Below are 26,191 nucleotides of genomic sequence, written 5' to 3'. Positions count from 1 at the left end.
CGGGAGGAGCCCCAGCCAGGAATAACCCAAGCAATTGAAAAGACGGGTTTCTTGCATCCCCGCCCCGCCAAGGCACCACGACAGGGTGCCACGGCAGGGTACCACGGCAGGAAACCAGGCGCATGTCCCGCATCCAGAACGTCACCCGCAAGCACGGAACCTATTACTACCGTCGCCTGATACGTTTAGGGGGCGATAAACCTTTCAGGATACGCTTCTCGCTTCGAACCACATGCCGGAAGCGGGCCGGTCAGCTGGCGCCGGCCTTGACGTTGATCTGCGAGCGCATTGCCATGGACATGATCGCCAATCCCGGCAGGGATGACCTGACTGCGGAACAACGCGCCGAGATCTTTCGCCGACAGGTGCTGATCGAGCGTGACCGCCTGGCGGTGATGCACGCCCGGCTCCACATCGTGCCAGCCGAGGATCACGAGGATACCGAGAAGGCGCTCGCCTTGCGCTTGGACGCAGGCGAGCTGGCTGCGATGGATGGCGCGGTGCGAGGCAAGATCGAGGACTTCCTGGTTGCCCACATCGACCCCGAGGCGGCCGACGAGCCGATCGTGGTCATGGCGTGGTCAGACCTAGCTGCATCGATAGAACATGAGGGCACGGAAGACGCAGCGGTAGCTAGGCTCGCCGACATTGGTGTCGAGCAATCCAAGCTGCGTGCAGCTATGGCCGGGAAGGTCGTCAACCAGGCGCGGATACAAGCCATTCGCGAGTTCCGCGATGCGCTGACCAACCCCGGCGCAGCCTACCCGCCGGTGCCGATTACCGGATATCAACCGTCTTCGCCCGCCCAGCCAGCAACGCCCATGAATCATCCTGCGCCGCAGCCGGTTACGACGGGTCCGTTCGCACTCATGATGCCGACGGAAGCCGTCGAGAAGTTCTTCGCGCACAATCCGCGAACCGGCGGCGTGGACGGCACAGCCCGCCGCAAAGGCGGCGACCCATGGACCGAGAAGACGCGCGAACAGTTCAAGCTACCCGCCCTTCTGCTCGAGCAGGTGATGGACGGCAGGCCGCTAGCGACCGTCACGCACGACGACCTGGTCCAGCTCAACGACTGCTTCGCGAAGCTGCATGGCCCTTCGTTCCGAAAGTCACCCAAGCATCGTACCATGACGATCCACGAGATCGTCGCGGAAACGGAGGCCCGTGTCCGGGAAGGCGAGAAGGCGGTTGCGCGGGCTGCGAGGCGGAAGGACGAAGCGGGTCCGCCGAAAATCCCTGCCGGCGCTCTGACCAAGGCTCAGCTGGGCCTCGGCCTCAGCACGACCAACCGCCATTGGGGCTTCCTGCGTCAGCTGACGACCTGGTTCGCAAAGCACCAGCCGCTGGGCGTGCTGGACTACAGCGCTTTCATCGAGAACGATCATCGCGATGCACGCGAGCAGCGGGACGCCTACACCGAAGAACAGGGTAAAATGCTGTTCAGCCTTCCGCCTTGGACGGGGTCGAAATCACTGGTGCGCCGTATGCAGCCCGGCAATCTGCTCGCCCACGGTGCCTGGTACTTCGTGCCGATGATCGGTTGGTACACCGGGATGCGGCGGGAGGAGATATGCGGTCTCATGCTCGATGACATCGAGGTGGTGGACGGCCAGTGGCAGTTCAACGTTCGCCCGACGGAAATCAGACGACTCAAGACCACCACCTCGGCGCGCAAGCTGCCCTTCGCCGAAGAGCTGATACGTCTCGAACTTCCCGGCTATGTGCAGGCCCTAAGAGGCGCTGGCGAAACGCTGCTGTTCCCCGAACTACGGGCAGAAAGCGGCAAGGGCAACCTTGGCGACCGCTATTACAAAACCATCTGGACCAAGATCGCGGCCGCCCTGCCGTTCCTGAAAAAGGGACAGGCGAACCACTCGTTCCGGCATACGGTGATCGACAGCATGAAAGGAGCTGGCGTCTCCGCTGAGGTCAGGGCTGACTTCGCCGGCCAGAAGTTATCGAGCGAGACCGAGGGGCGCTACTCAAAGGCGCACGCCAAATTGCTGCGTGACGCGACAGAGGCGATACCCGCGGTGACCCGGCATCTCGACCCGTTCCCGGTGGAGCTGTTGCCGCCCGGTATGCGCGCTCCGCGCAAGGCAAGGGTGTCGAAGAACAGGTCGTGACTTCGGCCGGTTCTGGATCCATTAACACACCGCCGCCATACCGAAGCCGTGGGCACATCACCGGCGCGATCGACGCCTTGAGGTAGCGGAGCCAATCCATGTACGAGTCTGACGTCAGGGACATCAAACGCATAGCGGACCACATGGCCGCAAACGACGGCGGTGGCGGTTTCGACAAAGCCGAGCGCATCGCCGGCGCCTTGGTGAATGATCAGCGGAAATGGTTGCCCGATGAATTCGTCACCGCGCACTACGTCGACCTGCTTCTCCAACTCGGCAATGATTGGACGCTGGCCGTGATGGAGGTCCGCTTCCGGAACAGAAATGGTCTCTGGGACGAGGAAGGCTCCCCTACAAGCACCCCGGAATGATCACCCCCGAGTCCGAGCCCCTAGCGTGTGGCGATAACGCTCGCCGCCGTTGAGGATTGTCCCCAGAAGCAATAGGAACGTTCATGTAACCGAGGGGACGAACACGGGTGCGGATCGTATCGAACAGCGGCGCAGACCGCAGCGTTGACTTCCTATTGAACCGGCCCGGTGATGTTGACGCCCTCTGTGAGCAGATTTCGGTATTCGGGCTGGAAGCGCTGCGGGGGCGGGTAGATATTCGTCACCTGCTGGTCGGAGAGAGCGAGCACGCAGCGGCGCTGTACGGCGGCGGAAGCGACCGGAGCAGGCGCAATCAGCTGCGGCGACGCTCGCTGTTCCGCCACGCGCGCAACGTCCTCGATCGCGCTGCGGTACGCCAGACGCGGCTACCGACCGCCCAGTCTTTGCTGCTGACTTCTACCAGCGCGCTGGCGGGCAACTGCAGCCTGACGACCGCCGGGCTGGGCATGGCGCCGCAGGCACAACTCGGCTTTGTTCAGGGTACCGAGAGCCCAGAGGAGATCGCTTTCTTCCGGCAGTGGTTCGTGGATCAGTGGAACGCCGGCGCTACCGACGGACCAGCGGTGACCGCTCTGCGTGACGCTGTATGCCAGGGCGCTTCCGACCATGCGCCATCGATGGTCTACACCCAGGCACTCCACCAGCTGTTCGCCGAAATGGAAGCTGGCACCGACGAATCGCGGATCGTCGACTCGGCCACGGGTATCCGCGAAACGCAGGTCTGGTCGAAGCTATACCGCTTCCAGAAGGACGGCGTGATCGGGGCGATCGACAAGCTCCAGCGCTTCGGCGGCTGCATCATTGCCGACAGCGTCGGCCTCGGCAAAACCTTCGAGGCGCTGGCCGTCATCAAATATTTCGAGCTGCGCAATGCCCGCGTGCTCGTCCTCGCCCCCAAACGCCTGCGCGAAAACTGGTCGCTGTGGACCCGCAACGACGTCCGCAACATGCTCGCAGCCGATCGCTTCGCATTCGACGTGCTCAATCACACCGATCTGTCCCGCGAACGCGGCCAATCGGGTGATATCGACCTCAGCCACATCAACTGGGCGAACTACGACCTCGTCGTCATCGACGAGAGCCACAATTTCCGGAACCGCCCGGCTGGCAAGGGCGAGCGCGAGAGCCGCTATGACCGCCTGCTCAACGCTGTCGTGCGGGCGGGTGTAAAGACCCGCGTGCTGATGCTGTCTGCTACCCCGGTCAACAACCGGCTGAACGACCTCAAGAATCAGATTGCCTTCGCGACCGAGGGCGACGACCGGGCCCTCGCCGGCTTCGGGATCGCCAGCGTGTCGGGTACGATCCGCATCGCACAAGGACAGTTCAACCGCTGGCAACAGCTCCCGGAGGCGGCGCGCACCCCCGCCAAGCTGCTGGAAATGCTGGGCTTCGACTATTTCCGCCTGCTGGACCTGCTCACCATCGCCCGCAGCCGCAAGCACATCGAACGCTATTACGGGACGGCGGAGACCGGCACCTTCCCCGAGAAGCTGCCCCCCGCCAACATCAAGTCGGACGTGGACGCCTCCGGCGCCTTCCCGCCGATCGTCGAGATCAACAACGAGATCCGACGCCTGAAGCTCGCCGCCTTTGCCCCGCTGCGCTATGTGCTGGAAGACCGCCGTGGCGCCTATGAGCGCCGCTACAACCAGGACGTTGCGGGCGCCGGCGGTGGCGCCAGCGTCTTCCGCCAGCTGGATCGCGAAGAAAGCCTGATCGCGCTGATGCGCGTTAACCTGCTGAAACGCATGGAAAGCTCCGTGCATGCATTCGCGCTGACGATCGGACGTCAGCTCGAGGCCGTCGAAGCCCTGATCGGCCGCATCGACGCGCATGACGATAGCATCGAAGCTCCCGCCATCGATGATCTGGATGACGACGATCCCGCCTTCGACCAGCTAGGCGTCGGCCGCAGCGTCAAGGTCCTGCTCAGCGACGCCGACCTGGTGCGCTGGAGACAGGACCTGGCAGAGGACCGTCAGCGCCTTGCACGCCTTCACGATCAGGCCCGGCGCGTTACCCCGGAACTGGACGCTAAGCTGGCGGATCTGAAACGGCTGATCGACGAGAAGCTCGCGAACCCGTTCAACCCGGGCAACGTCAAGCTGCTGGTCTTCACCGCCTTCGCCGATACGGCGGCCTATCTCTATGATGCCCTGCGCGCAGACTATCCGCGCCGCATGGCGCTGGTGACCGGCTCTGGCCGCAACGGCACTACACATCCCAAGCTGCGCCCCGACCTCGGCTCGATCCTTACCGCCTTCGCCCCGCGTGCCCGTGCACGCCCGGAGGCGCTGGCGAGCGAAGAGGAGATCGACCTGATCATCGCCACCGACTGCATCTCCGAGGGCCAAAACCTGCAGGACTGCGACTGCGTGGTGAACTATGACATCCACTGGAACCCGGTGCGCATCGTCCAGCGCTTCGGCCGCGTCGACCGGCTGGGCTCTCCCAACGAGGTCATCAAGCTGGTTAATTTCTGGCCGAACATGGACCTGGACAGCTATATCGGGCTGGAGCGCAGCGTGTCCGGCAAGATGATGCTGCTTGACGTTTCCGCCACCGGTGAGGAGAACCTCATCGAAGCGCAGGCTGGCAACCAGATGAACGATCTGGCATATCGCCGCCAGCAGCTGGAAACGCTGCAGTCGCGGGTCGTGGATCTGGAGGATCTTTCATCCGGCGTCTCGATCACCGATCTCACGCTGAACGACTTGCGCCTGGACCTCGCACGGCTGACCCCGGACGAGCGCGCCGCGCTGGAGCGAAGCCTGCCCGGGACCTTCGCTCCGATCTTCGCGAGCGACGATTTGCCCGCCGGCGCGCTGTTCGTGCTGCGCGCCGCTACGTCCGCAGCCGAGCGCGCGATCGCCAAGGCAGATCCTCTGTTCCCGCATGCCCTTGTCTATGTCGGCGCGGACGAACGGATCATCCTGCCTCATAGCCAGCCAAAGCGCATGCTGGACCTGCTTCGCCTCGCCGCCGCTACGCCGGAAGCCGAACAAGCCGAAGCCTGGGCCCGCTTTGACGCCGAGACACGCGGCGGCGAGTCGATGGCGCGCTGGCAGTCGCTGCTTGCTGCCGCCATTCGCGGCGTCACCGGCAAGGCGGAGGAGCGCGCGGTCGAAAGCCTGTTCACCTCCGGCGGCATAGAAGGCGCGGGCGGCGAAAGCGGCCTGGACGACTGGGAGGTCGTCTGCTGGCTGCCGGTGCTGGGGCCACAGTGACCGGCTCGCCATGACCATCACCCCTGCCGACGTCTTCGCCGCCATGGCGCTGCCGCCGATGAACGCGCCGGCTCGGCGCCTGCCGAAGGATCTACTTGCGCAGCACAGCGCTTCGAGCACGGCCGACCGCAAGCTGATCGACGGCACCATCGAGCGCCTTGACTGGCTTGCCACCCTGTCGCCGGCAACCATCGGCATTGCCGCCGACATGGACGACGAGCGCCCCGTTCCCGCGATCCAATTGCTGGCGATGACGGCACGTGCAGAGCCGACACAGCGCCTGTTGACCTTGATCCACCGCGCCATCCCCGTGCCGATCGTCTTGGCGACAGCGCTCCCGGGCAATGCCGGGACACGCCTCAGCCTCGCGCCGCTCCGCCGCGCGGAGCGTGTCGCCGAACAGATGGTGGTCGAGCGACTGGTACTGGCGCCGGATCTCGCCCAACCAGAAGGCCCCGGCGCTGCGGCTTTCCTGGCGAACCTCGCTCTGTCGGCGCTTCCGAGTACTACCCTCGCCGCCACCTATGGGGCGATGATCGAGCGGGTAGAAGCGCTGACGGTCGCGCGGATCACCACTGGTCCCTTCGCGCTGTGCCGAGACCCGGCATCGTGCGAGGCACGACGAGAAGCCCTCGCCCGCCACGCGCAGGCCGAGACCGAGTGGCTGGCAGCACGTGCCGCGGCACGCAAAGAAAAACGGCTGGCGCAGCAAGTTGTCCTTGGCGAAACGGCGCGAATGCTCAAGGATCGGCTGCACGAGATCGAGGGGGAACTGAGGGCAGTCTGATGGGCCGCGGGGGGTATCACGGTGGGGGCACGGTGATCGGCTACGGTATGGCGTGGTCGGATAGCGGAGACTTCCCGGCGCGGGAGCGGCAGCACGACTCCCCCTTCCCGTCCGAGCTGAAGGAGCGCCAGCGGCGCGCGGCGTCCATCCGTGCCGCGAAGAAGGCGGCGAAGAAGAGAAAGGCAGCCACTTCACCGGCAAAGCTGGCCAAGGGCGCACGGGCGTCCAAAGCGCTGCAGCCCCCCTTTCCACCGGAGCGCGTCCCCTTGATCGCGAGTGTCATGCGTGACATCGGACAGCCCCTTCCGAAGAAGGCGATGCAGCGGAACCGTGTGCTGCACCGGTTGCTCGCCAAGGGCATCGTTCTGCCGGACGGAAAACTGAATACGAAGCATGCGAGCCTGCAGTTCTGGCTGCGGCTAATGGAGAAGACCAAGAGTGACTGACGCCCCCCGCGCCGCTGGCGCCGATCCCATTCCCCAGATCACACGCGACGACGAAGCTGCGGGTAGCGGCGACATACGCGGTGACAACGTCGCCCAGTTGAAGGCGCTGTTCCCGGAGATTGTGACGGACGGACAGGTAGACTTCGACGTACTGCGTCAGTTGCTGGGCGATGCGATCGAGGATGGGGAGGAGCGCTATGGGCTCAACTGGAAAGGAAAGCGCAAAGCGCGCGCGTTTGCACTGACACCTAGTCTGGGCACGCTGCTACCAGTTCCAGATGAAAGTGTGAATTGGGACAGTACCCAAAACCTTATGATCGAGGGCGACAATCTAGAGGTAATGAAGTTACTTCGCAGATCATACGCAGGTCAGGTCAAGCTCATTTACATCGACCCACCCTATAATACCGGAAATGATTTCGTTTATCCTGACAGTTACCAAGACCCGCTGTCAAACTACCTTACTTTGACAGGGCAGTCCGGTATCTGCGGAGAATCGCTAACAAGCGAACGAGAGGCAGCGGGACGGTTCCACACCAGTTGGCTGAACATGATGTATCCGCGCCTATTGATTGCGAAAGAGCTTCTCCGCGATGACGGCGCCATATTCGTCAATATAGCAGATGAAGAAGTCACCAATATGCGCAAAATGCTAGATGAGGCATTTGGCGAAGATAATTTTGTAGCTAGCATCATTTGGCAGAAGAAGTACGCCGTATCCGCAGACGAGCGCGGCCTGGGAGCCATGCACGATTACATTCTTCTTTATCGGAAGAGCGACAAATTTGTGAGAGGCTTACTGCCCAGGACTGCCGAGCAGGATGATCGCTATACCAATATAGACAACGATCCTCGCGGTAGGTGGGCATCAGATAATTACGTTAGTAACAAATCCAGGGAAGAACGACCTACATTGTGGTATCCCATAAGACACCCGAAGGATGGTCGAGAGATTTGGCCCGAGCCGCATGCAGTTTGGCGCTATACGAAAGATAAGCATGAAGAGCTCGATTTGGATAATCGGCTTTATTGGGGCCCGGATCAATCATACGAAAAGCCCAGAATGAAGCGGTTCCTTTCCGAGGTTCAACAAGGCATAGTACCATCGACCTGGTGGCCGTTTCAAGAAGTAGGGCACAATGACGAGGCTCAAAAGGCAGTGGGAGCAATGCTCGCCCGGAAGGTTTTTTCCACTCCGAAGCCAGTACGGCTTATTGATAGAATAATAACGATCTGCGACGATCCAAAAGCAATAGTCATGGATTTCTTTGCTGGCTCTGGTACCACCGCACAAGCCGTACTGGAGAAGAACGCGGCCGATGGTGCAAATCGACGATACATTATGGTCCAGCTTCCAGAATCGCTCGATGTCAATGATGCGACACAAAGGACTGCGGCTGAGTTCTGCGATGCTATCGGACGCCCTCGTAATATAGCAGAGCTAACCAAGGAACGCCTTCGTCGTGCGGGTACGAAAATCAACGAAGAAAATCCGGGTGCGAAGATCGATACTGGGTTTCGCGTTTACAAGTTGAGTACATCCAATCTTAAACCATGGCAACCGGACACAGAAGACTTGGAATTGAGTATCCTCGATGCCGTCGAAAATGTCTTGCCGGGCCGAACCGAGGAAGACCTGCTGGTAGAGCTATTGCTCAAGACCGGCATCGACCTTACCTTGCCTGAGAAAAAGCGTACAATCGCTGGCAAAACCGTCCACGCTCTGGGCGGCGGAACGCTAATGGTGTGCCTAAGCGACATTGGCGCCGACGATGCCGAGACGCTGGGGCAAGGCATGGCGGATTGGGTCGAGGCGCTCGATCCGGTGCAGACCACCGTGTACTTCAAGGACACCGGTCTTGGAGCGGACGGCAATCGCGCGGCAACCAAGGCCAACCTTGCCGCCATCCTCCGTCAGCGGCTCGGCGATCGAATCGCCAAGATCGCCAGCATCTGATCGGGCCGGTAATGAAGTTCGTGTTCGAAGCAGAGCTGCCGCACCAGGTGGCGGCCATCAACGCGGTGGTCGACCTGTTCGCCGGCCAGGAGCAGCGCCAATCGCTGTTCACCATCGCCCCCCGGCAGGTGGCGGGGGAACTCGACTATGCCGAGAAGCTGCTTGGCTATGCCAACCGCTTCGATCTGCTGGACGAAGCGGTACTGGCGAACCTGAACGACGTTCAGAACCGCCACGCCCTTCCCGCTTCGTCCACGCTGGAGGTGACAGCCAAGGGTAAGCGAGACGCCGTCGGCGACTACAAGATGGATTTCACAGTCGAGATGGAGACCGGCACGGGCAAGACCTATGTCTACCTGCGCACCATCTTTGAGCTGAACCGCCGCTACGGCTTCACCAAGTTCGTGATCGTCGTGCCCTCGGTCGCGATTCGCGAGGGCGTGAACAAGACGATCGAGCAGACGCGCGACCATTTCCGCCAGATCTATGACGGCGTGCCCTTCGAAAGCTTCGTGTACGACAGCTCGGACCTGCCACGGATCATCGACTTCGCCTCCTCGCCGTCGATCCGGGTGATGATCGCTACCGTGCAGTCGCTGGCCAGCAAGGCGGCGGTCTTCCAGCAAGCACGCGAGCAAACCCGGGACATCCCAGGCCTGGAATGGGTGAAGAGCACACGGCCAATCATCATCGTCGATGAACCGCAATCGGTGGGTCGCGCAGCCGATAGCGCCGGCGGCAGGATCCTGCGCGCCATGGAGCCGCTGGCCACCATCGGCTATTCGGCGACGCACCGGTTCCGCTTCCACCCCGTGTACCGGCTCGATGCCTTCGATGCGCACGATCGTGGGCTGGTGAAGTCGATCGAGGTAGACGGCGCCCGCATCCAGGATGCGGACAACAGCCCCTATGTGAAGCTGCTCGAGGTCGAAGCCAAGAAGGGGCAACTGCCCCGCGCCCGCGTTGAGATCGCCAAGCAGATGAAGGGCGGCGTGTCGCGCCAGGTCGTCTGGGTATATGACGGAACCGAGCTAACCGAGGATCAGGTTTCCGGCGGACGTACGGTCTATGCCGGCTACCGCATCGGCATCATCGAGAAGATGCGCGGCTCGGGCTCGATGCAGCTAATCGTCCCTGGCGACGGCGTGAAGCAGCTGCACGTCGGCGCCAGCTGGGGCGACGTCGACAAGGATTCCTTTGCCCGCGCCATGGTGCGGCAGACGATCCAGCATCACTTCCGCAAGGAGCTGCGCAACCGACCGCTCGGCATCAAGACGCTCAGCCTGTTCTTTATCGACGCCGTCGCGGACTACCGTCGCTACGACGAGGAGGGCAACGCGACCCGCGGTCCGCTCGCCGTCATATTCGAGGAAGAATATGCCAAGCTGGCGGCGCAGCCGGAATTTCAGTCGCTCTTCGTGGAAGTGCCGGCGGATGCGGCGCGCGCGCACAACGGCTATTTCTCGCAGGACAAGAAGGGGCGCTTCACCGAGCCGACGCTGAACGCGTCGGGCGAATTCTCCAACGCGCGCTCGCGCGAGGATGCCGAACGCACCTTCGACCTGATCATGAAGGACAAGGAGCGCCTGCTCGACGAGGCCGAGCCGCTGCGCTTCCTGTTCTCGCATTCCGCGCTGCGCGAGGGCTGGGACAATCCGAACGTCTTCCAGATCTGCAGCTTGCGCGAGATCGCGAGCGAGATGCGGCGCAGGCAGTCGATCGGCCGCGGCTTGCGTCTCTGCGTCGACCAAACCGGTCAGCGCCGACGCGACGAGGGCATCAATGTCCTGACCGTCATCGCGCAGGAAAGCTATGCCGATTTCGCCAAGGGCCTGCAGTCCGAAATGGAGGAGGCGCTGGAGATCAAGCTTGGCATCGTCACCGTCGATCTGTTTGCCGGCCTGACCTATGCGCTGCCGGAGGGCGGCACGGGCATGGTGTCGCTGCAGGAAAGCCGCGCGGTATTCCAGGGGCTCACCGAAGCGGGCCTCATCACGGACAAGGGCGAAGCGAAACCGGAGCTGCGCACCGCACTGGCCCAGAACAACGTGCCATTGCCGGCCGAGCTGCCTGCACCTGCCGCGAAGTTGATCCGCGATATGCTCCACCGCCTTGCGCGGAAGGTGCCGGTCAGCGACGCGCGCGACAAACGCCAGGTGAAGCTCAATCTCGCCGTGCTCGAAGGGCACGACTTCAAGGCGCTATGGGACAAAATCAGCCGCAAGACGACCTACCGGCTCGACTTCGACGATGCGGCGCTCGTCGCACGATGCGCCCAGGCGGTTCGCGATATGCCCCGGCCAGGCGAGGCACGGGTCACTTTCGAGCTGGCCGAGATGCTGATCGGCCGCGAAGGCGTGACGCCGGAGAAGGTTGGCACGTCGCAGCCGCAGCGGCTGAAGGCGGCAAGACTTGATGTGCCGGATCTGCTGGGCGAGCTGCAGAACCGGACGGAGCTGCCCCGCAAGGTGCTGGCGGACATCCTCGTCCAGTCCGGCAGGCTGGAAGATGCCGCCGTCAATCCGTCCGCGTTCGTCGATGCCGTTACCGCGATCGTCCAGGCGGGCAAGCGCCTGATGATGACCAACGGCATCGTCTACAAGCCGCTCGACGACTGGTGGGCGCAGGACCTGTTCACCGCCGAAGATGACGTACCGATCGATCGCCTCGTGGAGGTGCGGCACGCCCCGCTTGATCACATCGTGGTCGATTCCAACATCGAGAGGGAACTGGCGAAGGCGCTGGACCTCAGCGGCGCGATCAAGGTCTTCGCCAAGCTTCCTAGCGGCTTCAAGATCACCACGCCGCTGGGTACCTACAATCCGGACTGGGCCATTGTCCGCCAGCACGATGGGCGTGAGGACGTCTACTTGGTCAGCGAAAGCAAGGGCGACCTGAACACGCTCCGCGAGGCCGAGAAGGCGCAGATCGCCTGCGGGAAGGCGCACTTCGCTGCGCTGAACGTACCGTTCGTAACCGCCACGAACCTGGACGGTATCCTCGTGCAATCCGAAGCCGCTGAATAAAATGGGACAGCAATAACGTCATGCCGATCCGTCACAGCATCTGGAAAGTCGGCAAGCGCCCGGCAGCGCTGCGCGAGGCAGCACTACCCAGCGAGGCGTTGCTGGAGGACATGATCGTCGCCGAGCCGGCGATGCTGTCCGATCAGTGGATGATCATCGGGCGCCAGGTAAACACCGGCTTCGGCGGCCGCATCGACCTGCTGGCCCTCGCGCCGGATGCCTCGCTCGTGCTGATCGAGCTGAAGCGAGGCAAGACGCCCCGCGAGGTGGTCGCGCAGGCGATCGACTATGCCAGTTGGGCTGAGGATCTGGACGGCGATGAGATCAGCCGTATCTACACCCAGTTCAGCAGCGGCGGAAACCTGACCGAAGCATTTCGCGCCCGTTTTGGACAGCCCCTTGACGAGGACGTGCTGAACGAGAGCCATCAAATCGTGATCGTCGCCAGCCATCTAGATCCGAGCTCGGAGCGCATCGTCGACTACCTCAATAAGCGCGACATTCCCATCAATGTGCTGTGCTTCCAGGTGTTTGAGACAGAGGGTGGGCAGCTGCTAAGCCGTTCGTGGTTACTTGACCCGGTTGAAACCCAGGTCGCCGCCAGCGTCAGCTCGGGCGGGACAAAGTCGGCGGACAGGGAGCCTTGGAACGGCGAATACTATGTGAACTTCGGCGAGGGCGAGAGCCGCTCTTGGGAAGACGCGCGGCGGTACGGCTTCGTCTCTGCGGGCGGAGGGAGCTGGTACAGTGGCACCCTGAACCTGCTGCACGAAGGCGATCGTATATGGGTTCGCGTGCCGAAGCGCGGCTATGTAGGTGTCGGACGCGTGACGGGAGCGCCTGTTGCGGCAGGAGATTTCCGCGTCGGAGATAGCGCGGGAGCCATGCGACCCGTCCTAGAGGCTCTGACGGAACGAAGCTACCATCGGGCCCTCGCTGATGACCCGGAGCGCACTGAATACTTCGTCCCAGTTGAATGGCTTCGCACCGTGCCGCTCAGTGACGCCGTGGACGAAGTGGGCATGTTCGGGAACCAGAACACGGTCTGCGCTCCAAAGAAGGCGAAGTGGCGTCACACGATCGAGCGGCTGAAGGCGATTTTCCCGGAATGGGACCATCGTACCTGACGCCGATAGTCCGCCGTAGGACGAAAATCGTCTAATCGGGACGTCCGGTTAGCCGAACCGTGTCCCTTAACCCTTTCAACCGAATGACTTATCCCGGACCCATGAGGAGTCGAGCAAGCAAAGCTCCAGATCCGTTAGCCGGCCAGATGGCTGATGAATGTCGGCTAGTTTGAAGGCGGATCGGGGAACCCAAGCTTGGCACGCGCCTCAGCCCATTCTCTGTCAGTGGCGATTTCGAACGCCATTTTGCGTTCGCTCCATTGGGACAGCAGCGCCTCAGCCGCAGCTTTGCCGTCGCTGCGGAGCGTGGCCAGATATGCGTGCGCGAGCGGTGACTCCGTTCCTTCTGCGATGTGGTCCGTTAACGCATCAACCAAAGTCTGCTCTGGTATGCCGTCATACCAACGAACGCCCCATGTCCGCCGCTCGCGGTCGCTAAGATCCTCCGTGCCGTTCTGAAACCTCTTGGCGACCTCCATGAATGCGGCGGCAGCCTCTGCGCTCACCGCGGCTGGCAACTCCCAGCCGTCGTTCGCGATGGGGTAAGCGCCTTCCAGTGACCCGCCTTCATTTGCCATACTACGGTTTTGAGATGGCATTACAGGCACAACCAGGTCTGCGTCATCAGCCGAGCGACCATCAACTTCCGCTTCGGCTACGCGATCAGTGCCGACCCGCTCGGTAACGGATGTCCCAGCCGGAAGAGCGACTATCTCGGCGCTGCCCACCTGCACGGCCTGCTGAACATTCTCGTTCATGAAGGTTTGCTCGCCAGCCGTTCCGGTTTTGACGCCGTGTTCGTCGTCGGCTTCCAATACGACATCAATGCTGTCCGAGTTTTCCTCGCCATGCTCCTCGCATTCGACTTCGACATTGTTCTGCGAAGCAGCCTCAGATGCCAGCTGACTGAGCGTCTCTGCTAAGCGGGATCGCTCGATTCGGCCTAGTGCCGTGCTCGTTAAGCCAAGCGTCTTCAAATACTTGACGAGCGCCGCATCCTCCGGATCAACCGCATCTGTAAGCGGCTCGGCATAATCCCGGACCTTGTCTAGATCCGCGGCTTTGAAAATAGCAGCCTTGTTCCGCACGTACTTCAACGCGACCAGCGCAATTTCGAGGTCAGCCTCAGCCGCGATCCGGGCTTCCTGCTTGAGTTGCACTTCGCATTCCGCCTCTAGCAGAGCTCTGCGTAGGGTACGCCTGAGCACGACTCCAGGTATGGTAACGAAGCCTTCCGGATTACGCATGCACTGGCGCGCACGCTTGGCCTCTTTGCCCCCCTGTTCACCTTTGAGTTGAAGCTCCTTGATGAACACGGTTGCGCGTTCGATCATATCATCTGCCCGTTCCATGGCAGCAGCGAAGACGGCATCGTTGCGTTTATCTGACTTGCTCATTCCAAGCTTAGAGGATGGCATGCCGCGATTCTGAAACTGAATCGCACAGCCAGTTAACTTTTCACGAACCCTGTGGCATTTTGGCAACTTCGTTTCATAATCCACCCAATGAAAGGCTCACAGAATCAAGACAGGCTCAATATCCAGAAATCCTCCATTTTGGGCGCAACACCGCTAATGTGTGGCAGGACCACACCTTAGCTAACAATCTCCATTGACGGCGATTAGCTGCAGCTAACGCCACCATCATTCAGCGGTTAGCCAATATTATTAGGCGCAATACCTCAAACGTTCCGACTGACGTCGAGAACATTTGACGCGCAGCCATTCACCCGCATGGGACTCCGCGAAATCCGATCGTCGGCGGCTTCCCAAGCCGCAACAGCGCTCGCGTGCCGAACGGCACGCGTCGCCCTTGGCAGGGCTCTGGGCGGTCCGCGCCGCGGACCTTCGGTTGCACCAGCCCTTCGAGCGGCGCCGCGTTTCCAGCGTTCCCTGCGCGCCGTGATGGCGCTTCGATCGATTGAAGAGAGTGGAAAAAGGCAGCGCTCGCTGCAGCTCGCGATCGGTCCGCGTCCGCCATCCGGCGGCGCGTCCCCGTGTGAGAGAAGACCATGCGCAAAGCGCCATATCCCCAACGCACTGAATACAACCCGCACCATGTCGTCGCCTACGACATCGAGACCATCGTCGAGGACGAACCGGCAGACGGCTCCTTCCCGCCATGGCCACGCCACAAGCCCGTTGCCGCTTGCTTCCTGTCCGCCTGCTGGACACCGGCGGGCTACCGGTTCGCCATCGACGCGCTGGTCTGCGAGCCCGGCGAGGAGGCTGACTTCTACGAGCAGGTCGATCGGCTGCTGCCGGTCAATGCCACGGGTATCACGTACAACGGCCGGGGCTTCGACAATCGGGTACTGGCGCTCGGCGCCATGCGTCACCTGCCGGGGGCATCGCTGCAAGGCCTGTCCCGGCAAGCGCGCGCCGGGCGGTATGACGGCACGCACTGCGATCTGGCCGACGCCTTTGCCGGCATGGGGGCGACGCGGCCCGTCGCCATGGCCGAAATCTGCGCCGCCCTCGGCATCCCCGCGAAGCTCGACACCGATGGTTCGCAGGTCGGCACGCTTTGGCGTTCAGGCCAGCGTCGCAAGGTACTCGAATATGTGATGCAGGACTGCGTCTGCACCCTGCTCGCCTGGTACCACTATATCGCGTTCGAGAAGAGCGACGACCGGCTGTGGTATCTGCCGATGGCAGACCTGGCGGCTTGGATCGAAGCCGATCCGGACCTTGCGCACCTGCTGCCGTTCGTCGACTGCCGACCGGTGAAGCTGGCGCGCCAATGGGCGCCAGCTTTGCGAGCCTCCGCCGCCCTCGAAGATGCCGAGCTTCGCCTGAACCAGCTTCGCGACGAAGCCGCCTTTGCGAGCAGCGACACCGATCCGTTCTGATCGGCCGCGCTTCCACCCTTCCATCCCATCGTCCGCACGTCGCCGCCCGCGGCGGCGCGTGCGCGCGCGACTACGAAAGACCTTCGATGACCACGGCTACTGTCACCACCTGTGTTTCACTCACCCTGTCCCACGTACCCGTTCCCGCGTCTGCAGACGGCGCACATCCGGAGGGACGCCACCTCGTCGGCCTGGGCATCCTGGTTGCGCAGCGCAACTTGAGGCGAGGCTGGCGCTTCGAACTGCACGGCCACGCGCTATCAGCCGGCACGCCGGAGGAGGCGCTGCTCGAATGGGCAGCCGACCGGCTTCCCGGCAACGCCACCTTCATCGGCTGGCAGGTCGATCACGGCATGATGCCGATGCTGCTGGACGCCGCAGCGACGGCGAAGCCGGAGATCGCCCAGCACTTCCTTGTGCGGCTGCACCGGCTGCTGTCCGGCGGGGTGGTCGATCTGGCCGTGCCTCGCGGGGGTGCGGCCGCACCGCCTCTTGCCGACGTCGCAGCGGAAATGGCGATTTCCGCGCCACGCATGGATCTGCCGTCCATCTTCTCGGCCTGGGCAACGGGTCGCTGCGAGCAGCACCGGGCCGACCTCGAGGCGCAGGCGCTGGCACTGTGGCGGGTGTTCACCCGTGACGCCGGGTTGGCCGGCCTGTCGGCCGAGGCAGCGACAGAGGACTGGCTGCGCCGCGGCAGGACCGCAGGCTTCGTCAGCGCGACCAGATGAGCCGGGACAGAGCATCGGAAGAACGGCGTCCGCCGTGGAGTGGAAAAACGCCTGTCGGCCCGCAGGGCCTTATCAACATTGGAGAAATGAATGACTGACCTACCCCCGTATCTGGCGATCGCGCAGAACTGGACCTTCGCGCTGCGCGTGCTGATGGGATATCCGCGACAGGCGCCCCCGTTCCACACCATCGGGTGGTGCGCCACGGGCTGCACCGGTCCGCTGCAGGCGCCGCAACTGACGCGCCTCGCAGCCGAACTGCAGCGCGACATGGTGCAGATCTTGATGCCCGCGAACAACGAGGCGCCGCGCGAGCTCGCGCTTGCGGTCCGCGAGGGCATGAACATCCGCTTCCGGGGCGGATTGCGGCTCTACGCGGCCAGCGACAATGCACGGCTCGAACTGCTGGCCGGCGATCGCCGCTGGTTCATCGGTCCGCGCCATGTCCTGACCAGCGCCAAGCTGCCGCCAAACCACCGGCGTGATGCCGGCGAGCGCATCGCACTGCGGCGCTGGCGTCAGGTCTTCGAGCAAGAGCAGTCGCTTCGGCTGGAGGGCAATCTGCTCGTGCCTGCGGGCAGCGGCATCGCCGAAAGCCAGCGGTTGGACGACCTGAAGATCGCCTGCTGATCCGCTTCCCCAATTGCCCCCCTGCAACGCCGCCCTGCTTCGGGCGGCGTTGCCGTTTCTGGAGACCAACATGATCGAGATCACTACTCCGTTCCTCCGCCAGGAGGACGTGGACACGGCGCGCCGCGCTTGGACCAGCTATCGTCGCGAACGGCGACCTGCCTCCGGCCTGCAATTCAACATCCGGCCGATCAGCGAGGCATGGCGGATCGCCGGCCGCTCACCCGCCTATCGGACGGCGGTCGCCAACGTCGCGTACATCTGGCGGGACAGCGGACCCGTCGACCAATTCGGCCCCATGCCACGCGCCTTCAGCGAACGTCGCTGCGAGCTCCGGAGCTCGGGCCTGTTGCTGCCGGCCACGGCGCCCGTGTGGGCGACCGAAGGCTATACGATCTGGGACGCCGCCGATCGGGCCGCCAGGGCGACCGACGACTTCACCGAGGTTTCGGCCTGGCACGTGGTGATGGAGATCCCCAAGGCATTACCATCGAAGAACTGGACAAGGCTGGCGACCAGCTTCGTCGAAGGCGAGCTTGTGGCCAAGGGGGCGATCGTAGCCTGGGCGATCCATGCTATGGAAGGCCATGCGGACGACTGGATCATCGCGCCGCACGTCCATCTCGTCGTGACGGCCAGATATTGGCGGCGCGGCGAACGACACGGGAAGCGCCATCCAGGGTGGCTGCCGTCGTGGCAGGCACACCGCAGGCTCGAGCTTAGCTGGCGGAGGCATTGCGCGCTCGCGGTTGATGCCATGAATATCGGGTGGCGGCTGGATCAAGCGGTCGGTAGGCGCTAACTGCCCAACCGCCGTCGATCAGGTCACGGCCACGGGTGGCACGAGACAAGCTTCTAGCAGTTGCCTCAGATCGGGCGCTACTTCGTGATCAGGCGAGATACGGTACGCATTCAGCAGCTTGTCGTCATGGCCATCGGCCTTCACAACGACCTTCAGCGCCGCCAGCAGCTTCTTGCCCTTGGCTGTCTCGGGCTGCACGCCGCCGGCGGCGTTCCACAGGTCATCCGAGCTTGGCGAGCCCCCGTCAGGAAAAAGCTCGCGGTTCACCAGCTTGCGTTTAGCAAAGAAGGTGTCCTTGACCTGCCCGACCTTGGCGGCTGCGGTGGCGCGCCAGCCCTCGGCAGTTTCTGGCGCGACACCGTAAAGGGCAGCCAGATGGGCGGCCGAGCAGAAGTACGCCTCGACGTCGCTCCCTGTTGTCACCCAGGGGAAGGTGCCATCAGTCTTGAAACGGTCGGCCCACATGATTGCCTCGTCGGCCGACATGAAGTCGCCGTCTCGGTGGATGATGGCCTTGATCTTGAGCTGCCCGTCCACGAGCAGGCCGCTCAGCAGCTTGTCCTTCGGCAGGTTGTCGATGCCGAAGCAGCGGCATACGGCGAGCTGCCGGGACAATTCAGGCCACTGACGAAGGATCGCTCGAAGGGCAGTGTCGTCCTCGTCTTCGACAAAGAACAGCGCCGACTTGTCGAGACCGCCCCACCCAAGAAGGCGGCGGATCGCCTCACCATCATCGGTTTCGATCCGCCCGTCGTTCATCCAGACGAGCTTCACCGCAGGGCTGGCGCTTCGCGTTATATGCGGGCTGTGTGTGGTCAGAACGATCTGGGTATCGGTTTCCGCAGCGGCGAGTTCGAGCGCCTCGATAAGCCTCTCCTGCTTGTCGGGGTGCAGATGGGCGTCGGGCTCGTCTATGAGCATGATTTTTGGTTCGAAGAGAATCAGGTAAGCGAAGATCTGAATAACTTGGAGCAATCCAGTTGCCGCCGTTTCCAGGGGGCGATTCTGGTTACCCAAGCCCGGCGAGGTGTAAGTTGCCGAGATGTGGTAATCCTCGCGCTCGTCGAAAGACACATCGACCTTGATCCCCGGGTGAACGGTTCCGATGTAGACGTTCAGCTGAGCGAGCCGCGCTACACCTCCGCTCTCATGGGTTTCGTTAAACCTGCGGCTGCGCAGGCTCAGCAGTATGTTCCTCAGTACGCCGCCAGCGTCACCGCTGGCCGCCTGTCGGCGAAGCGACGGCTGAGCAAGGATGCTCTCACGCTCAGACAGACCCGCCAGTCCTGGGATGTAGGCCGTGATGAACTGGAAGCGCTGCTTGTACGGCGTTACCGCCGCGCCGCCCTCCATGTACGCGGTGATGCCGCCGCGGTTGCGAGCAGCCCGGATCTTGATCGTTGCCTGGGAGCGCTCCTCGCCGATTGGGACGTGACCGAAGACAACTTCGACGGGCGTGGACGATTTGTCCGTCTTCAGCTCACTCTTGTGGGCGGTGCGTAGGGGTTCGCTCGACGGCACGTAGTCAAGTCGCTCGAACGAGATCATCTCCGTGGTGTTTTTCGGGGCGATGTAGCTGGCAGAACGCGCGGCCCAATGGACCGCCTGGAGAACAGATGACTTGCCCGAGCCGTTCGGGCCGACGAGGATTGTGACCTGTCCCAATGGGATGACGGCTTCCTGAGTCGCCTTGAAGTTGCGGACAGTGATCGACTCGAGTCGCGTCCAACGTCGGGCGCGGATGGAGCGTGTGTCCGCAACGCCAATGACCGGCTGCCCGTCCGCGATCGCTGCGTCGTATGCCGGCTCTGGTATGTCACCCACGAAAGCCACCGAACTCGTCAGATCGCCGGCGTCCTTCAGGATCTGCACTGCCTCACCAGGCTCCTCCATCAGAGCGATGTCCGGATGCTGCGTCCTTTCGGCGCCGGCGACAGCGGATCCGGTCGCCTCTTTAGCAAGCTCATTCTCGTTCAAGTCGGTGCCCCTTCCAGGCTAATCGTAGGATCAAGAGCCGACGACGCCAACGGCTTAAAGCGGCATAGCGGCCGAAAAGGTTTCCAGCAGCAGCTCCCTTGATCGGAGAGCAGCCGAATACGTAGCTTGCGAACGACCGCTTCGTCTCGCTTATGGCCGCCAGCGCAGTTTCCGTTGGCTCCGCTAGCCGGCCGGTTCGTCGAAGACTACTTGCGCCAGCGCGCATCGATTGACGCGCCTCACCACAAATATAGGCAGGAAGCGGTGTACCCAGGCACCCACATCTCAACCGCCATATCCCTTGCACAATGTTCTTTTTTTGTTCTAGCTAACTCCATACCGCTTCAGCGGCGATTCGACAGCAATGGGAGCTTCAGCGTGGAGCACGATCTCCAGCTGCGCGCGGCTGCGCGCGCGATCTACGATGCCTGCTATCCGAGCGATGAATGGGCACCGCTCGGCTTCAACGAGGCCGAACGCTATGCCACCGTCCAATATCGCCAGGCCATCGGCGCTGCGCAGCAGGCACGCTTGTTGCTGCTCGACCAAGCGGTACAGCCGGGCTTGTTTCCGGAGCAGGCGCGCGCCTGAACTGCTGCGCCGTGGATGCGATCGAGCGAACCAACTGGCTGGCGCACCGCTGGCCGGTCGAGCTGGAAACCTTCCCTTATGGTGAATGGACCATCCATGTCGGCAAGGTGGAAGGTCACCGCGTGGTGCAGACCCACTCGCAGGCGCAGTATGAGGCTTGGGCAGCCGAGCAGCGCCCGTCATGCCTCGCCCGCTTCATCGCCGCGCGCCGCGAGCTGCATCCACCGGTAGTGCTGGTGGTGGCGGGCAGCTACCGCCTGGGCCGTGTACCGCCGGAACTCTGGTGCGGCTATGACACGACTTTGCTGATCGACATGCCGGCTGCAACACTGCTGTCCGCGAAGGTCCGCGCGATGTTTCCGGCTTGGCCGGGCGCGCTGTTGCGGGTCGTGGCTCAGGCGAAGCTACCGTCCCTGGACCTACAGCGCGCACCGGAGGCGACAGGACCAACGCTTCGACTGGTCGGCTGACATGGCCCGCTACGACGCCGATGGCGGTCAGGTCCCGCGCACGCTGTTCGAGGCCGCCGCCTTCCATCGGACCCTTCGGGCTCGATGCCGGGCTTGCGGCAACGAGGCCGTGTTCCATGCCGCCGCCCTATGGTGGTTGTTCCAGCGGCGACAATGGCCGGACCGTCTGGTCGACGCCGGCGCTCGCCTGCGCTGCTCGAGATGCGGACGAAGGGGAACGGCGCTTGAGCTCACCCGCGACCCACCGACGATCGTCGATCTGCCGCTGCCCAGTGACGTAGCCTGGCGCCGCGCCGTCAGCAGGTTTCGGGCCTAGAGAAGTGAAGGCGCCGGTTCCGCCGCCTTGCGCTTCACCCAAGGCTCGCTCGTGCGGTCGGTGACGATCAGCGCGTCCGGGAAGCATCGCTCCTGAAGGGCGATGATGTCGTCGAAGCTGCCATGAAGCCAGCGATCATGCTCGTCGCGGTGGAGCAGCACCGGCATGCGGTCATGCACCGGGCGGATCGCGGCGTTGCAGTCGGTCATCACGCCGGAATAGACCGGTCCCCATTCCGCGCTGTCGCGCCACAAGCCGGCCCAGGCGAAGATCGGCTCGTCCTTCACGCTGAACCAGGTACGGGTCTTGGCACCCTTGGCGCCTTCGGCCTCGGCAAAGCCGGTCAGCGGGATCAGGCAGCGCCACTCCGGCTTGCGCGCCAGGCCCACCCACATCGGCTTGCGCAGATCGGCGATGTTGTTCACGGGCTTCGGCTTCGCCGTGGGGCTCATAGTCTTCAGCCGCAGAGGGAAGCCCCAGACCATCGACTGGACGAGGCGCTGCCCTTCGGCGACACGAACCACCATCCCGGGGTAGCCGGGATATACCTCGTCACCCGCATTCGACCCAGTGACGTGCGCCGCATCAAAGTGAGCCGCCACTTCGGCCATCGAGCGGCGGAGGGTGTAAAGATTACACATGACCCATTTCTAGCCGACAGCCTCGACCCGCAGCAACGTCGACGACGGGTTTGCCGATTCCCTAGACCTGCGCATCCCGGCCGGGCAGCTGCGGCGCAGCCGGGCTGCGCAGCCATGCAGTTTCCTGTGGATAAGCCGGCCATTGCAGGATGGGGGCTTGCGCCTCGAATCCGGTCGAATCATGGTGTCGAAATCAACGCCACAAAAGGGTACCACGGTAGGGTACCACGACGAATTTACTCGAAGAGAAACCCGTTATTTTTCAGCAACTTGGGCCAGAAAAAAGTGCTGGCTGGGGCGGGAGGATTCGAACCTCCGAATGACGGTACCAAAAACCGTTGCCTTACCACTTGGCGACGCCCCAACGGGAAGCGGGCTTATAGAGCCTCAGAAGAGACGTTCAAGCCATCCGTGCGGATCCGCGACCGTTCCGCGCTGAATTCCCACCAGTTGCTCGCGCAGACGCTCGGTGAGAAGACCCGGGCCGCCATTGCCGATCTGGAATTCGAAACCGGTGCCCCGCACCGCGCCGATCGGCGTCACCACCGCGGCGGTGCCACAGGCAAAGGCCTCGCGCAGGCGACCGGTCTTGGCGTCCTCGCGCCACTGGTCGATTGAATAGCGCTCCTCGCGGACCTCCACCCCGGCGTCCCGTGCCAGCGTGATCAGCGATTCGCGGGTGATGCCCGGCAGGATCGTGCCCGAGAGCGGCGGGGTCGCGATCGAGCCGTCGTCGAACACGAAGAACACGTTCATGCCGCCCAGTTCCTCGACATAGCGGTTCTCGACCGCGTCAAGGAACACCACCTGGTCGCAGCCCTGGCGGATCGCCTCGGCCTGGGCGACCAGGCTGCCGGCATAGTTGCCGCCGCACTTGGCCGCGCCCGTGCCACCCGGCGCCGCGCGGGTATAATGATCGGACACCCACAGGGTGACCGACGGTGCGCCGCCCTTAAAATAGGCACCTGCCGGCGAAGCGATGACGAGATAGAGATATTCGCTCGCCGGCTTCACGCCGAGGAAGGTCTCGCTCGCGAACATGAAGGGGCGAAGATAGAGCGAGGCGCCCTCGCCCTCCGGGATCCAGTCGCGATCGGCCTTCACTAGTTCGCGGATCGAGGCGAGGAACAGGTCCTCGGGCAGCGGCGTCATCGCCATGCGCTCGGCCGACTCGCGGAAGCGGCGGGCATTTTCTTCCGGACGGAAGAGCGCCGCGCCGCCATCCGGCAGGCGATAGGCCTTGAGGCCTTCGAAAATCTCCTGCGCATAATGGAGAACCGCGCAGGCGGGATCGATCTGGAGCGGTGCATAGGGCTGGATGCGCGCATCGTGCCAGCCCTTGTCGGCCGAATAGCGGATCACCGCCATGTGGTCGGTGAATACCTTGCCAAAGCCGGGGTTCGCGAGGATCGTCGCGCGGTCGTCGCCGGTGCGCGGGTTGGTGTGGGCTTCGAATTCGAAATCCAGGATCGTCGCGTCTTCCATCACTCGGTCTTTCTTGTCCCCAGGGGCCTCGGGTTGCGCAGGACTAGGCGCGGTGGCAGAAACGGTCAACATGGCTGCCCCAATTCCTGCGTCTCCCCTCTTCCTGCGCGAACCCGAAATCCGGCGCGGTATCGAATTGCTTTACTTCGGCTATTCGCATCTCACCCGCTCGATCGATGACGGGCTGGCACGCCAGGGGCTTGGCCGCGCACACCACCGCGCGCTCTACTTCATCGCCCGCAAGCCCGACCTGACGGTGAGCGAGTTGCTCTCGCTGCTGGCGATCACCAAGCAGTCGCTGGGACGGGTGCTGGGGGAACTGGCCGATCGCGAGCTGGTGGAAACCCGCGCCGGCACGCGGGATCGTCGGCAGCGGCTGTTGCGCCTTACCGACGCGGGCGCGAAACTCGAATCCGAACTCTTTGAAGCGCTGCGCGAAAAAATGGCCGGCGCCTATTCAAGCGCCGGCCAGGGAGCCGTCGGGGGATTCTGGGCCGTGCTCGAGGGGCTGATGCCCGAGGACGAACGCGGCCGGGTGGCGACGCTGGGGCGCTGACGCCCCGGCGTCCACCCTTGTTCAGGCGACCTTGAAGCCTTCCTTGTTCATCGCCAAGGTAAGCGCCTTGTTCTTTTCCTCGCTCAGCTGCGCGCGCAACTCGGGGAACAGCTCATCTTCTTCCTCGCGGATGTGCTTTTCCAGCGCCGCGCGGAATTCCTTCACCTTCTCCAGCCACTTGGGCGAGGTGCTGGGCATGTTCTCCAGTTCGTAGAGAAACTGCTTCACATAGCCATGCTCGGCGTTGAGCTCATCGGCCTGCTCGGTCTTGCCCGCTTCGCGGAGCGCCGGATAGATGACGTTCTCTTCCTCGATCGCATGCTTCACCAGCGCGTGCTTGATATGCGCGAGCAGCATGTTGCGGCGAATCGTCGCCTTGTCGTCGGTCGCTTCGAGGGTATCGAATACCTTCAATACGGCCTTGTGCTCGGCCTTGAGCGCATCGTCCCAATTGCCGGCAAGCGCGCTGGGGGCCTGCACTGCCGCCTTGCGGCCGAGCATCGCCAGCAGGCCCAGCGCCGCGCCGCCGGCGACCGCGCCGGCGATCACGCCCACGCTGGTCGAGCCGCTGGTCTTGGCCGTATCCTTGGCCGTCGTCTTCGTCGTGCGCTTGGGTTCGCGTTCGGTCGTCGTCGCCATGTCAGCCTCCGTCGATACTGAGATCGGAGGCTTAACCGCTGGAATTCGCAGCCGTTCCGTAGATGACCGCGCTATTTGCGCGCTTCGGCGGCCATTTCGGCGTTGCGCCGGGCGGAAGCGGCGAGCGTGTCGCGCAGCAGCGTCTTGAGCGCTGCGCCCCTATCCAGCACGTTCAGACCTTCGCGTGTCGAGCCGCCGGGGCTGGCGACACGATCGGCGAGCACGGCCGGGCTTTCGCCAGCCGCCGCTGCCATCAGGCCGGAGCCTTCCACCGTGGCAAGCGCCAGCCGCTGCGCCTGATCGGCAGGCAGGCCCAGCGCCGTGCCGGCCTCGGCCAGCGCATCGACGAAGCGGAACACGAAACCAGGCCCGCACCCTGCGAGCGCGGTGAGTGCATCGAGCATCGTCTCGCTCGGCACCCATTCCACCAGTCCGAGTGGTGCCATCAGCGTCTCGGCGGCGGCGCGCGCCTCGGCATCGTCGCTCGGCGTAGTGAGGCCGACCACGCCCTTGCCGATGGCTACCGGCAGGTTCGGCATGGCACGGACCACGGTTTGCGTGCCAAGCACGTCCGCCAGCGTCGCAACTTCCACCCCCGCCAGGATCGACACGAGCAGCGGCATGCCCGCAACGAAGGGCGCGAGCGCTGGCGCGACGCTATGGAGTTGCTGCGGCTTTACCGCAAGCACGACGGCGGTCGGGCGCTCGTCCACGGGCGGCGCGGTCAGATGCCGCACGCCTTCAGGAACGGCAGGGCTCCCCGGATCGATGACGGTGATCGCGGCAGGATCGATCCCCGCCCCTGCCCAGCGGCGGAGCATCGCGCCGCCCATATTGCCGGCGCCGACCAGCCAGATCCGATCCAGCAATGCCATGATCAAGCCTCGCCCTGGGTCTCGATCAGGGCAGCGGCGATCGCCTCGCTCGGCGTCTTGCCGCCCCACAGGACGAACTGGAACACCGGGTAGAAGCGCTCGCACTCGTCGATCGCGCTTTCGACCAGCAGCTCGGCCTGGGCGAGCGTGAGCGATGCGCCCTCGTCGCCGTCGATCAGCGCAGCGTGGCGGAACAGCAGGATGCCGGTCGACGACCAGAGCTCGAAATGACCGATCCACAATTGCTCGTTGACCAGTCCGATCGTCTCGTAGACCAGCCCGCGCCGCTCCTCGGGGACGCGCACGTCAGGAAAGCCCATGAACTGCAGCACGCCGTCGTCCTCGCGCCAGATCGCGCGGAGCTCGTACTGGGTCCAGCTGCCCTTCACCTTGGCGACGATCTCGTCGTCCTCGCGCTCGTGCGTCCAGCCGTGCGCGGCGAAATAGGTCTCGAGCATGTCGATGGGAGCCGCGGCGTCGCGGTCGAATTCCGCTTCGTCTAGCATGCCCATGTCGCCCTCGGTCGTGTAGCC

22 protein-coding genes and 1 tRNA gene are annotated in these 26,191 nt (G+C 63.4%); 15 read left to right on the top strand and 8 right to left on the bottom strand.

Annotated features, from left to right (window positions below; all coding sequences use genetic code 11):
- Nucleotides 1-122: 122 nt before the first annotated feature.
- From OIM94_RS18035 to OIM94_RS18000, 8 genes are all read left to right on the top strand, one after another.
- Nucleotides 123-2,129: a site-specific integrase gene (locus OIM94_RS18035; RefSeq protein ID WP_264608033.1), complete on the top strand. Its 2,007-nt coding sequence runs from the start codon at nucleotides 123-125 to the stop codon at nucleotides 2,127-2,129.
- 143 nt (nucleotides 2,130-2,272) lie between these two features.
- Nucleotides 2,273-2,500, top strand: a complete 228-nt coding sequence (locus OIM94_RS18030) for a hypothetical protein (RefSeq protein ID WP_264608032.1) — start codon at nucleotides 2,273-2,275, stop codon at nucleotides 2,498-2,500.
- Between the two features lie 404 nt (nucleotides 2,501-2,904).
- Nucleotides 2,905-5,751, top strand: coding sequence for a DEAD/DEAH box helicase (locus OIM94_RS18025; RefSeq protein ID WP_264608031.1), 2,847 nt, complete (start codon nucleotides 2,905-2,907; stop codon nucleotides 5,749-5,751).
- Between the two features lie 10 nt (nucleotides 5,752-5,761).
- A complete protein-coding gene (locus OIM94_RS18020; RefSeq protein WP_264608030.1) occupies nucleotides 5,762-6,538 on the top strand; it encodes a DUF4391 domain-containing protein in 777 nt (258 codons plus the stop codon).
- A 32-nt stretch (nucleotides 6,539-6,570) separates the two neighbouring features.
- On the top strand, nucleotides 6,571-6,984 hold the full coding sequence (locus OIM94_RS18015) for a hypothetical protein (RefSeq protein WP_264608029.1): 414 nt from the start codon (nucleotides 6,571-6,573) through the stop codon (nucleotides 6,982-6,984).
- Nucleotides 6,977-8,941 carry a site-specific DNA-methyltransferase gene (locus OIM94_RS18010; RefSeq protein ID WP_264608028.1) on the top strand — a complete coding sequence of 655 codons (1,965 nt, stop codon included), beginning with the start codon at nucleotides 6,977-6,979 and terminating at the stop codon, nucleotides 8,939-8,941. The genes OIM94_RS18015 and OIM94_RS18010 overlap by 8 nt, the downstream gene beginning before the upstream one ends.
- A gap of 11 nt (nucleotides 8,942-8,952) precedes the next feature.
- On the top strand, nucleotides 8,953-11,967 hold the full coding sequence (locus OIM94_RS18005) for a DEAD/DEAH box helicase family protein (RefSeq protein ID WP_264608027.1): 3,015 nt from the start codon (nucleotides 8,953-8,955) through the stop codon (nucleotides 11,965-11,967).
- Between the two features lie 20 nt (nucleotides 11,968-11,987).
- Nucleotides 11,988-13,094 carry a hypothetical protein gene (locus tag OIM94_RS18000; RefSeq protein ID WP_264608026.1) on the top strand — a complete coding sequence of 369 codons (1,107 nt, stop codon included), beginning with the start codon at nucleotides 11,988-11,990 and terminating at the stop codon, nucleotides 13,092-13,094.
- Between the two features lie 164 nt (nucleotides 13,095-13,258).
- Here the strand turns inward: OIM94_RS18000 and OIM94_RS17995 are convergent, their stop codons facing one another.
- The gene (locus OIM94_RS17995; protein ID WP_264608025.1) at nucleotides 13,259-14,596 is read right to left on the bottom strand and encodes a hypothetical protein; all 1,338 of its coding nucleotides are present in this window, start codon (nucleotides 14,594-14,596) and stop codon (nucleotides 13,259-13,261) included.
- 509 nt (nucleotides 14,597-15,105) lie between these two features.
- On the opposite strand from OIM94_RS17995, the gene OIM94_RS17990 reads away from it, so the two are divergent.
- From OIM94_RS17990 to OIM94_RS17975, 4 genes are all read left to right on the top strand, one after another.
- Nucleotides 15,106-15,945, top strand: a complete 840-nt coding sequence (locus OIM94_RS17990) for a hypothetical protein (RefSeq protein WP_264608024.1) — start codon at nucleotides 15,106-15,108, stop codon at nucleotides 15,943-15,945.
- A gap of 86 nt (nucleotides 15,946-16,031) precedes the next feature.
- Nucleotides 16,032-16,676 carry a hypothetical protein gene (locus OIM94_RS17985; protein ID WP_264608023.1) on the top strand — a complete coding sequence of 215 codons (645 nt, stop codon included), beginning with the start codon at nucleotides 16,032-16,034 and terminating at the stop codon, nucleotides 16,674-16,676.
- 90 nt (nucleotides 16,677-16,766) lie between these two features.
- On the top strand, nucleotides 16,767-17,306 hold the full coding sequence (locus tag OIM94_RS17980) for a hypothetical protein (RefSeq protein ID WP_264608022.1): 540 nt from the start codon (nucleotides 16,767-16,769) through the stop codon (nucleotides 17,304-17,306).
- A 70-nt stretch (nucleotides 17,307-17,376) separates the two neighbouring features.
- On the top strand, nucleotides 17,377-18,108 hold the full coding sequence (locus tag OIM94_RS17975) for a MobA/MobL family protein (protein WP_264608021.1): 732 nt from the start codon (nucleotides 17,377-17,379) through the stop codon (nucleotides 18,106-18,108).
- 18 nt (nucleotides 18,109-18,126) lie between these two features.
- Here OIM94_RS17975 and OIM94_RS17970 read toward each other — a convergent pair whose 3' ends face one another.
- Nucleotides 18,127-20,085: an ATP-dependent nuclease gene (locus tag OIM94_RS17970; protein WP_264608020.1), complete on the bottom strand. Its 1,959-nt coding sequence runs from the start codon at nucleotides 20,083-20,085 to the stop codon at nucleotides 18,127-18,129.
- Between the two features lie 378 nt (nucleotides 20,086-20,463).
- On the opposite strand from OIM94_RS17970, the gene OIM94_RS17965 reads away from it, so the two are divergent.
- The gene (locus OIM94_RS17965) at nucleotides 20,464-20,676 is read left to right on the top strand and encodes a hypothetical protein (protein WP_264608019.1); all 213 of its coding nucleotides are present in this window, start codon (nucleotides 20,464-20,466) and stop codon (nucleotides 20,674-20,676) included.
- An 11-nt stretch (nucleotides 20,677-20,687) separates the two neighbouring features.
- A complete protein-coding gene (locus OIM94_RS17960; RefSeq protein WP_264608018.1) occupies nucleotides 20,688-21,146 on the top strand; it encodes a hypothetical protein in 459 nt (152 codons plus the stop codon).
- Nucleotides 21,147-21,458: 312 nt separating this feature from the next.
- Here the strand turns inward: OIM94_RS17960 and OIM94_RS17955 are convergent, their stop codons facing one another.
- The 3 genes from OIM94_RS17955 to OIM94_RS17945 all read right to left on the bottom strand — a co-directional run bounded on the left by OIM94_RS17955 (nucleotide 21,459) and on the right by OIM94_RS17945 (nucleotide 23,588).
- A complete protein-coding gene (locus OIM94_RS17955) occupies nucleotides 21,459-22,103 on the bottom strand; it encodes an SOS response-associated peptidase (protein WP_264608017.1) in 645 nt (214 codons plus the stop codon).
- A 289-nt stretch (nucleotides 22,104-22,392) separates the two neighbouring features.
- Nucleotides 22,393-22,467, bottom strand: a tRNA-Gln gene (locus OIM94_RS17950).
- Between the two features lie 23 nt (nucleotides 22,468-22,490).
- Entirely contained in the window at nucleotides 22,491-23,588 is a 1,098-nt protein-coding gene (locus tag OIM94_RS17945; RefSeq protein ID WP_264608016.1) for a branched-chain amino acid aminotransferase, read from the bottom strand.
- A gap of 70 nt (nucleotides 23,589-23,658) precedes the next feature.
- Between OIM94_RS17945 and OIM94_RS17940 the strand changes: the two genes are divergently transcribed.
- Nucleotides 23,659-24,144 (top strand): MarR family transcriptional regulator, encoded by a 486-nt coding sequence (locus tag OIM94_RS17940; RefSeq protein ID WP_264608015.1) that lies wholly within the window; start codon nucleotides 23,659-23,661, stop codon nucleotides 24,142-24,144.
- A 21-nt stretch (nucleotides 24,145-24,165) separates the two neighbouring features.
- Here the strand turns inward: OIM94_RS17940 and OIM94_RS17935 are convergent, their stop codons facing one another.
- The 3 genes from OIM94_RS17935 to OIM94_RS17925 all read right to left on the bottom strand — a co-directional run bounded on the left by OIM94_RS17935 (nucleotide 24,166) and on the right by OIM94_RS17925 (nucleotide 26,170).
- On the bottom strand, nucleotides 24,166-24,783 hold the full coding sequence (locus tag OIM94_RS17935) for a hemerythrin domain-containing protein (protein WP_264608014.1): 618 nt from the start codon (nucleotides 24,781-24,783) through the stop codon (nucleotides 24,166-24,168).
- Nucleotides 24,784-24,854: 71 nt separating this feature from the next.
- Nucleotides 24,855-25,658 (bottom strand): pyrroline-5-carboxylate reductase, encoded by an 804-nt coding sequence (gene proC, locus OIM94_RS17930; protein WP_264608013.1) that lies wholly within the window; start codon nucleotides 25,656-25,658, stop codon nucleotides 24,855-24,857.
- 2 nt (nucleotides 25,659-25,660) lie between these two features.
- Nucleotides 25,661-26,170, bottom strand: coding sequence for a YbjN domain-containing protein (locus tag OIM94_RS17925; protein WP_010544228.1), 510 nt, complete (start codon nucleotides 26,168-26,170; stop codon nucleotides 25,661-25,663).
- Nucleotides 26,171-26,191: the final 21 nt, after the last annotated feature.

Origin of the sequence: Sphingomonas sp. R1 (genome assembly GCF_025960285.1) — a bacterium.
Lineage (GTDB): Bacteria > Pseudomonadota > Alphaproteobacteria > Sphingomonadales > Sphingomonadaceae > Sphingomonas.
This window is presented reverse-complemented; position numbering and strand designations above follow the sequence as displayed.

What these genes read in the sequence shown, in the direction of transcription:
- OIM94_RS18035 (WP_264608033.1), top strand. Translation starts at nt 123, where the DNA reads ATGTCCCGCATCCAGAACGTCACCCGCAAGCACGGAACCTATTACTAC.
- OIM94_RS18030 (WP_264608032.1), top strand. Translation starts at nt 2,273, where the DNA reads ATGGCCGCAAACGACGGCGGTGGCGGTTTCGACAAAGCCGAGCGCATC.
- OIM94_RS18020 (WP_264608030.1), top strand. Translation starts at nt 5,762, where the DNA reads ATGACCATCACCCCTGCCGACGTCTTCGCCGCCATGGCGCTGCCGCCG.
- OIM94_RS18005 (WP_264608027.1), top strand. Translation starts at nt 8,953, where the DNA reads ATGAAGTTCGTGTTCGAAGCAGAGCTGCCGCACCAGGTGGCGGCCATC.
- OIM94_RS18000 (WP_264608026.1), top strand. Translation starts at nt 11,988, where the DNA reads ATGCCGATCCGTCACAGCATCTGGAAAGTCGGCAAGCGCCCGGCAGCG.
- OIM94_RS17990 (WP_264608024.1), top strand. Translation starts at nt 15,106, where the DNA reads ATGCGCAAAGCGCCATATCCCCAACGCACTGAATACAACCCGCACCAT.
- OIM94_RS17985 (WP_264608023.1), top strand. Translation starts at nt 16,032, where the DNA reads ATGACCACGGCTACTGTCACCACCTGTGTTTCACTCACCCTGTCCCAC.
- OIM94_RS17980 (WP_264608022.1), top strand. Translation starts at nt 16,767, where the DNA reads ATGACTGACCTACCCCCGTATCTGGCGATCGCGCAGAACTGGACCTTC.
- OIM94_RS17975 (WP_264608021.1), top strand. Translation starts at nt 17,377, where the DNA reads ATGATCGAGATCACTACTCCGTTCCTCCGCCAGGAGGACGTGGACACG.
- OIM94_RS17955 (WP_264608017.1), bottom strand. Translation starts at nt 22,103, where the DNA reads ATGTGTAATCTTTACACCCTCCGCCGCTCGATGGCCGAAGTGGCGGCT.
- OIM94_RS17945 (WP_264608016.1), bottom strand. Translation starts at nt 23,588, where the DNA reads ATGGAAGACGCGACGATCCTGGATTTCGAATTCGAAGCCCACACCAAC.
- OIM94_RS17940 (WP_264608015.1), top strand. Translation starts at nt 23,659, where the DNA reads ATGGCTGCCCCAATTCCTGCGTCTCCCCTCTTCCTGCGCGAACCCGAA.
- OIM94_RS17935 (WP_264608014.1), bottom strand. Translation starts at nt 24,783, where the DNA reads ATGGCGACGACGACCGAACGCGAACCCAAGCGCACGACGAAGACGACG.
- proC (WP_264608013.1), bottom strand. Translation starts at nt 25,658, where the DNA reads ATGGCATTGCTGGATCGGATCTGGCTGGTCGGCGCCGGCAATATGGGC.
- OIM94_RS17925 (WP_010544228.1), bottom strand. Translation starts at nt 26,170, where the DNA reads ATGGGCATGCTAGACGAAGCGGAATTCGACCGCGACGCCGCGGCTCCC.